General features: G+C 41.9%; 8 protein-coding genes. 2 read left to right on the top strand and 6 right to left on the bottom strand.

All coding sequences use genetic code 11. The annotated features are described in order from the left end of the window. Positions 1 to 119 precede the first annotated feature (119 nt). The 3 genes from M3085_RS13725 to M3085_RS13735 all read right to left on the bottom strand — a co-directional run bounded on the left by M3085_RS13725 (position 120) and on the right by M3085_RS13735 (position 3,024). Positions 120 to 1,193, bottom strand: a complete 1,074-nt coding sequence (locus M3085_RS13725; RefSeq protein WP_249053317.1) for a DUF6371 domain-containing protein — start codon at positions 1,191 to 1,193, stop codon at positions 120 to 122. An 83-nt stretch (positions 1,194 to 1,276) separates the two neighbouring features. After that, positions 1,277 to 2,644: a DUF3987 domain-containing protein gene (locus M3085_RS13730; protein ID WP_249053320.1), complete on the bottom strand. Its 1,368-nt coding sequence runs from the start codon at positions 2,642 to 2,644 to the stop codon at positions 1,277 to 1,279. 11 nt (positions 2,645 to 2,655) lie between these two features. Further along, positions 2,656 to 3,024, bottom strand: coding sequence for a helix-turn-helix domain-containing protein (locus tag M3085_RS13735; protein ID WP_057280807.1), 369 nt, complete (start codon positions 3,022 to 3,024; stop codon positions 2,656 to 2,658). A gap of 181 nt (positions 3,025 to 3,205) precedes the next feature. On the opposite strand from M3085_RS13735, the gene M3085_RS13740 reads away from it, so the two are divergent. Both M3085_RS13740 and M3085_RS13745 read left to right on the top strand, forming a co-directional pair. Further along, a complete protein-coding gene (locus tag M3085_RS13740; protein ID WP_235340353.1) occupies positions 3,206 to 3,445 on the top strand; it encodes a hypothetical protein in 240 nt (79 codons plus the stop codon). Between the two features lie 11 nt (positions 3,446 to 3,456). Continuing rightward, positions 3,457 to 4,302, top strand: a complete 846-nt coding sequence (locus M3085_RS13745) for an LPO_1073/Vpar_1526 family protein (protein ID WP_249053318.1) — start codon at positions 3,457 to 3,459, stop codon at positions 4,300 to 4,302. A 98-nt stretch (positions 4,303 to 4,400) separates the two neighbouring features. Here M3085_RS13745 and M3085_RS13750 read toward each other — a convergent pair whose 3' ends face one another. From M3085_RS13750 to M3085_RS13760, 3 genes are all read right to left on the bottom strand, one after another. Further along, positions 4,401 to 5,171: a mobilization protein gene (locus M3085_RS13750; RefSeq protein ID WP_249053319.1), complete on the bottom strand. Its 771-nt coding sequence runs from the start codon at positions 5,169 to 5,171 to the stop codon at positions 4,401 to 4,403. Positions 5,172 to 5,365: 194 nt separating this feature from the next. After that, a complete protein-coding gene (locus M3085_RS13755; RefSeq protein ID WP_035449428.1) occupies positions 5,366 to 6,472 on the bottom strand; it encodes a site-specific integrase in 1,107 nt (368 codons plus the stop codon). A 92-nt stretch (positions 6,473 to 6,564) separates the two neighbouring features. Next, a complete protein-coding gene (locus M3085_RS13760; RefSeq protein ID WP_249053321.1) occupies positions 6,565 to 7,461 on the bottom strand; it encodes a helix-turn-helix domain-containing protein in 897 nt (298 codons plus the stop codon). Positions 7,462 to 7,770 lie beyond the last annotated feature (309 nt).

Here is a 7,770-nt window from a genome sequence, read left to right on the forward strand (position 1 = left end):
ATAATTGTGACCATCGGGAGCCGTCTCACCTTCTTTTGAGGTGAGCAAGTGGCCGGGAAATGTAATACACCGGCATAAACTTGCTCCAGTGAAAAAGAAGTGAATTAGACATCTGACAGTCATCGTTTGAAAAGTCCTTTCCGAGTATATTGAACCGTTGCTGAAAGCGGTGCTTTCTCCACATTGACAAGCTGTAAATCGAAAGTTTCGACCAGCGTTTTCAAGGCCGGATTCAACGTGATAAGACGATTGAAAATTGCGTCCTTTGTCTCTTCTCTCAGCAGAAAATCGGCGATGTCATAACCTGCATCCCGTTCTTCTTTTGTTGCGTTTCTTTCCATAAAATCGAAGAGAGAAACTTCTATTCCCAGGCTCCGGATCATCTCCATTTTACTATTCCAATAGTCGGTCGCCCCCAGGTCGGGGAAGAGCAGGACACGTCGGTTTCTCAATACGCTCATGGCATTCCGATTGAATGCTCCGTTCTTTCCGCCCGAAGCAATCCAGAGGTATTGCGGCAGATAGAAGCTGGATATCAAAGCGCTTTTCTCACTCTCCACCAGGGCAACCGGACGCTGCTGGTCGGAGGACAAAAGATGTTCACCAAATAGGCATTGCCGGAGGTTGAAATTCTCTTTCTTCAAAAGGGAATGTACCCACGTGATGTAGTTGTGCGGCTCTTTAATCCGTCTCCCGTTTTCGGGATTGTAGAGCATCACTTTTCCGGTGCGTACCTGTCCGGAAATATCCACCTGCCAGAAGACTGTAGCTCCCGGCCAATGCTTCGAGGTTCCCACATGGTAGCGTAACATCAGCTCTTCGGTAGCCTCCTGCCCGAAATGGAAACTCAGGAACTGAAACAGCTTGTTCGTGTGATACAGCTTTAGGGACTTCCTCATGATTTCCGGCTCAATGAATGAAGGCACAGGAGGCAGACTGATGCGTGGCTTTGACATCGGCACAAACTCTTCGCTCAATCGTTCCTTGGCCATCGGGTTCTCGTCAAAATACATTTTGGGCGTATAGTTGTAGCCGCATTTCTGTTCATGGTTGCATCGCCCTACATAATCGGGAAAACTGATTTGTTTTTCCGTATCGATGTATTTGGCGAAACAACTTTTACGGTGGCAGTTCGGGCATGTGTGCCGGGTGCTGACACCTTTGTATGGTTCTAATGTGAATCTGTAGTTCATTTTTCTTTCTGTTTGGATGTTACTATGCACATTTTCGCAACTTCACAAACCCCTCGGTTGCGAAAATGTGCATAGTAACAGGTTTATTTACTGTATTCTCCATGATTCTCTTTTCTGAATAATGTTCCGATATGGCGTTTTAGAAACATCTTGAAAGCATGCTCTTTCATCCCGTAACTTTCAGCAATGCTGATACCTTCTGCCGTTGTAAATCTGTGAGGCAGATTCAGGTATATGTTACGGTGCAATTCGCTCAACTGTTCCTGACTGACGGCAGTCTGCACTTTTACGGCTGTTGTCCGAAAATACTCGGCCAGCAGGATGGCACGGTTCACGCTTTCAAGGTCAATCGTAGTCTTATCGCACTCTCCGCAAGTCCATCGGGCAAGCTGTATAATCAGACAAAACCGGATAATGTAGATTTCCAGTTTGCAGTAAATACCTACCAAAGCATCATTGGTTTCCATATCACATTGGCGGGCATTTTCATGCTGCCAACCGTAAAGCCGTTGCTTGGTGTCTTCATCAAATGGCAGGCATTGAGACTGCAACTCATTATTCTCGTCATGCGGACAATCTTGTGCGATCAGCTTATCGATAATCTGTTGCCACTGGATTTCCAGTTCTTCAGGAGTTTCCCGGTCGTTCCATCTGCTTTTCAAGACAGATTCAGGCATCACGAAAAGAATACGATCAATAAAACCGTTACTCGAACGCTCGCCCTTGACCAGTTCGCCTAGAATTTTCTTTTGGATGGTACCGATAACGGAGATATAGGGACGTCTGATAAAAATGGAACTTTGCGTACTCTTGCGATCGGAAATCGTAGGCTTGGCATTGAACACTGAAAGCCAGAACTGTTCTTCCGAACCGTTGTTGTAACGGTTGAAATTCTTGAACCAGGCAGATAGCTCGTCCGACCAAAGGCAGAGTCCTCTAGGATTCTGGGCGTGTATCAGGCTCAATCCTTCGGGAGTGATATCCGAAACAAGAAAGCGTCTGCGCACGGGAGCCTGCGGAAACTCATCCAAACCGGCTTCCATGCGTTCCTTCTTACTCATGGACATAGTGCGTTCATACTCGGCATACAACTTCTGATACTCCTGATTCTGACAATAGTCATGTTCAATGAATGGCTGGAAAGCGAAACTAAGCGGATGACTCTTATTGGCCCCAGGGCGACCAATCAGTGCCATGTACAGAATGGGACTTTCCAGCCAGTTGCGCTTCACCTGCACCAGATGGGAGTTGCCAATCCCCACAGCAATGGCCGCAAGGATAGCCGCAGCGACATAATCCACGGGATAGCCCTGACAATCGTGCAAACTGCTGATGATACGCTGGATCCTGATAGGAAAGATTTCTATCGGGAACTCACCGCCGGACATCTTGGCTCCGATGCGCACAGCCTCGCCGATAATACCTTCTGCTGTTAATTTGGAGGTTTCCATAGCCATGCAGATCAAAAGTTATAACCTCCCTTTGGTTTGCGTTTCGCCCCATGTACTATCTCCGCTGCCTGTTCCTGGAGCGACATTGCCTGCATCTGCTTGCGCCCGGACTCAATCCATTGCAGCAGCTCATCTTCATAGAAGTAGAGTTTCTTACCTCGTTTGTAAGCTGGAATCAGTCCTTTACGCGCAAGCGTGTAAATAGTAGGCTTTGCCTTACGTGTAATTTTACAGGCTTCGTCAATTTCAACAAGACGATGCTTGTCTGAAGAAGTTTGTGGTTGCAGTGCTGCTACCATTTGCCGGATTTGTTCCATCTGTTCTGTGAGATAACCTACCGCCTGCGGTAGCTTATCAAAAGTGATTTGTTCGTTTGCCATACGTACTCGTTTTTAATTGTTCGCTGGCAAAGGAAATTGGTGTTTTGATGGTGGAAAACATCACCGGAATATAACTGTGAGATAACTTTTTGTGGTGATTAGTAATGATTATAAGGAATTTAAGTACATTTGTTTCCAATAAATAACTATCTTTGTAAACTTAATACATCAAAATGTACTTATGGTTAATTTTATTTTAATTCTTATCAATTCCATTGCCCTGATAGGAACAATACTATGGCTTATCAATGACCGAGGTTGGGAGCCGTTGGTAACATCTCTTACATTATCAGCTACTTTAATAGGATTATTATTTACCCGAAATAAGAGAAAAGATAAATCTGGTGTTATGAAGCAAAAAGTAAAAAATAATTCTATAGGAATTCAAGCAGGTCGGGACATTAATATCAATAATGAATAAATGGTAGTAGTATGGCAGATAAACTAAAACAAGAGGTTGCGGAAAATGCTTTAGCAGTTCAAGCAGGTAGAGATGTTAATGTTGGAATGAGTTTTACTGAAGTGGAGCGGGTATTTACTATTCTGTTTGAGAACAATTTCCCTAAACTTCAAGAAATTGCAGCCCGCACAGCAGAAGAAAACGTAAAAAAGTTTGTCGGGGAACTGAAAGAAGCGTTTGTTCGCAATAGTGATAAAATAGATATGAACAGAATTGCAGAACCAGATGTACAATATATGTTTAATGATATTATGAAGTCAAGCGCACGGAAAGGAGAAAAAGCTAATCCGGAAATATTGTCAGCTTTGATAGTTCAAAGAATTTCTACAGATTCTAATGACATGCTTTCATTAACATGTGGAGAAGCTACGAATATTGTACCTAAACTAAATACTGAACATATATCTTTTCTGACATTCCACCAAATGATGTATAAAGTTTTTAATTTCGCATATACCAAATATACTGAGTTTGAGAATTGGGGACAATTAATCAAAAAAGTGTCAAATAATATTTTTGAATTATCAGATATAAATATAAAGTATCTCGAATATTTGGGAGTGTTAAGTAAAGATTACGCAATTACAAACCAATTCTATAAAGGGACATTGAAGACATATCCATTTCTAAAAGACGTAGCTTACGATGTTATGGATAATGAATTTAAAGTAAATGCACCTACATTTTATAATTTGATAAAATCTTGTGAGAACAATTGTTTATCCCAAATTCAATTGACTCCAATTGGACAGCTGATAGCACTTGTTAATATCAAGACAGTTATCCCAACTCTTGATTATAAAGTTTGGATAAACTAATGGAAACAATTCAGGGGATTGCAAACAGAGGAACTCCTTAAAGTCATGAAAACGGATATAGACTACTGGGATGCAATGGATAATGTCTGATAGTATTGCTATAATGCAACTCTTTTATCCAGTTTAATTTTGCACGCGGATTCTGTATGCGACATTTTGCGCTCAATAGTTGAAATTTCCAAGTCGCGAAGGGTATGGGCAAAGACACTCTTGATGAAAGTTGCAGTATGAATACGCTTTCTACCAAAAGCCTTGCCAATGTTCCAACCAAAGTGCATAATATCAATACTTTTTAGTTGAGAGTCAACCTTTACAGGCGATATCTTTTGTAAGGTATCGCCTGAGCTATACTCTGCGACATATGCACATAGACGGTTGAGATCCTCTTCATTCATATAGGCAACCATTGTTTGCTTCGTATAGCTAATGACCTTTTCCAATTTGGCTTGAATAGCACGATTCTTTTTTGCGATAGAATTGGTTCGCATAATTTCATATTCTGAAGGTTTAGAGATTGTTTCTTCAGCAATAGGAGCAGACTCAATGACATTGGGGATAGCCTGATTTGAATCTTCGATTATAATGGCTTCCGGGACAGAAATGGTGTTATTGTAATTTTTCATCGTTTGAAAAGCAGAGAAACGCAATAGAAAAGCTTCTATGCGTGGCAACAGAAACTGATTGAAAGTTGTCTGTAAACTGGCATAGACCGCCATCAAGACAATTACTGTCGCAAAAAATGCAACACTACTACTGAAATCGTCAACGCCTTTGGATAAAACAAACTGCCGAGCTAAAACACCAATAACAAGAGTACCTACCAATACAAGGGAATAAAGTGCTATATGTTCTATACTTTTCTGATTCATAGTGATATTTGCTAATTGTTTGTGCGCAAATATATGTCATTTAATAGATACCATGTTATAAATCCAAGAAAGTGGCAGCATTTGTCCTCGATATGGTACTTATTTCTATGCCATCTATGCCACAATAGAATAAAAAAGAGTCCGACATGGGAGTAAAACCTAGTCGGACTCTTCTTATGTTACAATACTCAATGTTATTTCAACGAAATCTTATTCGCCGTCTCGCGTTTCTTAGAATTAACCAAATCAGCATAGATTTGAGTAGTGGTGACATTCTTATGCGTCAGCATCTTCGACACAGTGTAAATATCTGTACCTAAGGAGATTTGGATGACGGCGTATGAATGACGAAAGCAGTGGAAGGTTATGTGTTTTCTGATTCCGGCTTCGGCAATCCATTGTTTCAGTGGATGATGAGTCATGGAGCGGGTTAAGCCTTTGAAAACTTTTCCAGTACCCCATTCGCCACACAACTCCAGTGCCTCCTGACTGATGGGGAGGGTGGCCTCGGTTTCAGTCTTTTCGGTGCAGATACGGATGTAGTAGCCTTGATCCGGGCCAACCTCAAAATCACGCCAATCCAGCTTCAGAATATCACTGATACGGAGACCGGTCATGCAGGCAAACAGGGAGGCCTGTTTCAAGACTGGAATCTTGCAGGGTGTAGCGGCCAGTTTCTTGACTTCATCAAGTGTCAGATACTCTTTCTTGACCTCTTTCCATTCAATCTTTTCCAAAAAGTCGTTCAAGTTCTCACGCAGCATCTTCTCTTTATAGGCTATTTTCAACAAGGCTCGGAAAGTTGAATAATAGCCGGCTGCCGAATTGCGTGAGATGTAGGCATTGGGATGATTGATCTGTTTGCATTTGAGCAGGTAATCCCTGAACTTCTCACACAGTTCCACGGTGACATCGCCAAAGGTGCATTTGCCACCGACAAATTTCTCGAAGTGGTTGTAAACGCAATCCCATTTCTCATACTTTTCCCGTGCCTTTGTTCGGAAGTAGGCGAGGAAATCTACCTTTTGCTTGTTCTTGTCCAGGAACCCAAATTCTTCATTGATAAGCGACTGGACACGGATACAGCGGATTGCCTCTGCCTTGTTCAGCATGTCCTGATTGAACATTCTTTGCTGCTCGTTCTTGGGTTTGGCATAGATGTAGATGCCGAGGAATTCCCGACGACTCATCTTCATCGTATAAGGATTGCGGATGGCCGGGTAATAATCCAGATAAAGAGATATGCGGTCGTTACGCAATGGCTTTTGTCTCAAAGTTACGTTGGTGCATGTAAGTGTCATAGCTATATTGTTTTTTGATTAATACTTGTTTTTGTTGCAAATAAAATAGGTGTTATGATGGTGGTATTTATCACCGGAAAATAACTTTTGCCTCATTCTATCTTTGGAGGCTCAAAGAACTTGTTCAGCTCTGCCCGCAGGATCTTGGTATATTTACCGACCTTGATGCGGGGAATATTATGGTATTTCACATAATGGTAGAGTTGATCCCGTGTCAGATTGAATCGCTCCATAGCTTCGGCAATGGTGTAGTATTTGGGCTCTTCGGGAGCTATGAGACCTTTGGCAATGTCCACATGCTTCTTGGAGTAGTACACCATGATTCCGGCTTTCTTTTTGGGAATGGCATTCTTTGATACAAAAGAATAGATGGCCGTTAGTGTCATGCCGAACTTCTCCTGCATGTCTTGCGTGCTGTACCATTCCTTGATTTCGGGATCGGGAGCTTTCTTCGCAAAGTAGTCATCAACATGCTTTTTGCTCCAATAGGTTTTCCCACGTTGAAAGGTTCGTGGAATATTATGTTCCTTAGCGATGTGAAATATCCAGGAATCCTTTACGCCATACTTTTCCTTGACTTCAGCTGTGGTGTAGAAATCTGATATTGGGGTTTTCTCTTTGGGCTTATTCTCATTATTGGAAGCAATAATGTAGTCGAACATCTTATCAATATCAGAACGCCGTACAAGAGTTTTCCCATCAAATCTGACCGCTTTGATTTTCGCGTTTTTGATATACCGATAAATTGAGGTACGGCCTACACCTAAAAATGCGGCAACTTCAGTAGGGGTTAAGAACTCTTTTTCAGAATTGGGTTTTAATTCTGCATCATGTTTTAAGTGGAATTCTTGAATTCGTTTTTTTCTAACTCGATCTTTGTATGCGAGGTTTGCGCACCTGTGTGAACAGTATGCGGTAGTGATCTTGTGGGCGGTAAAAATAGTGCCACACCACTCGCATTTCTTTTGAATTTCAATGTTACTAGCCATTTTAATTATCTTTTTAGTTCGCCAAATCTGTTTCATTGCGTACCACAGCGTTCCAGGGCGTTCCAGGTTGTCCACCATCTGGCAGGCAGTAAACCCGACTTTGGGCTTGTGAGGTACACAGGAGGTACAAAAAATGGCGTAAAAAGGCTTAGCAACGATTATCAACGATACTTGAGCAACAAAAAAGGCGCCCGTAAAGAGCGCCATATTAATCGATTATAATCAATTTAACTATTTGATAATCAAGAATTTACTTACCGTTGAAATACTTCTATGGAGAAAGTGCAAATGCCATCAAGATACAGGTTT

This window comes from Bacteroides caecicola, assembly GCF_023337095.1.
Classification (GTDB): Bacteria; Bacteroidota; Bacteroidia; order Bacteroidales; family Bacteroidaceae; genus Phocaeicola; species Phocaeicola gallinarum.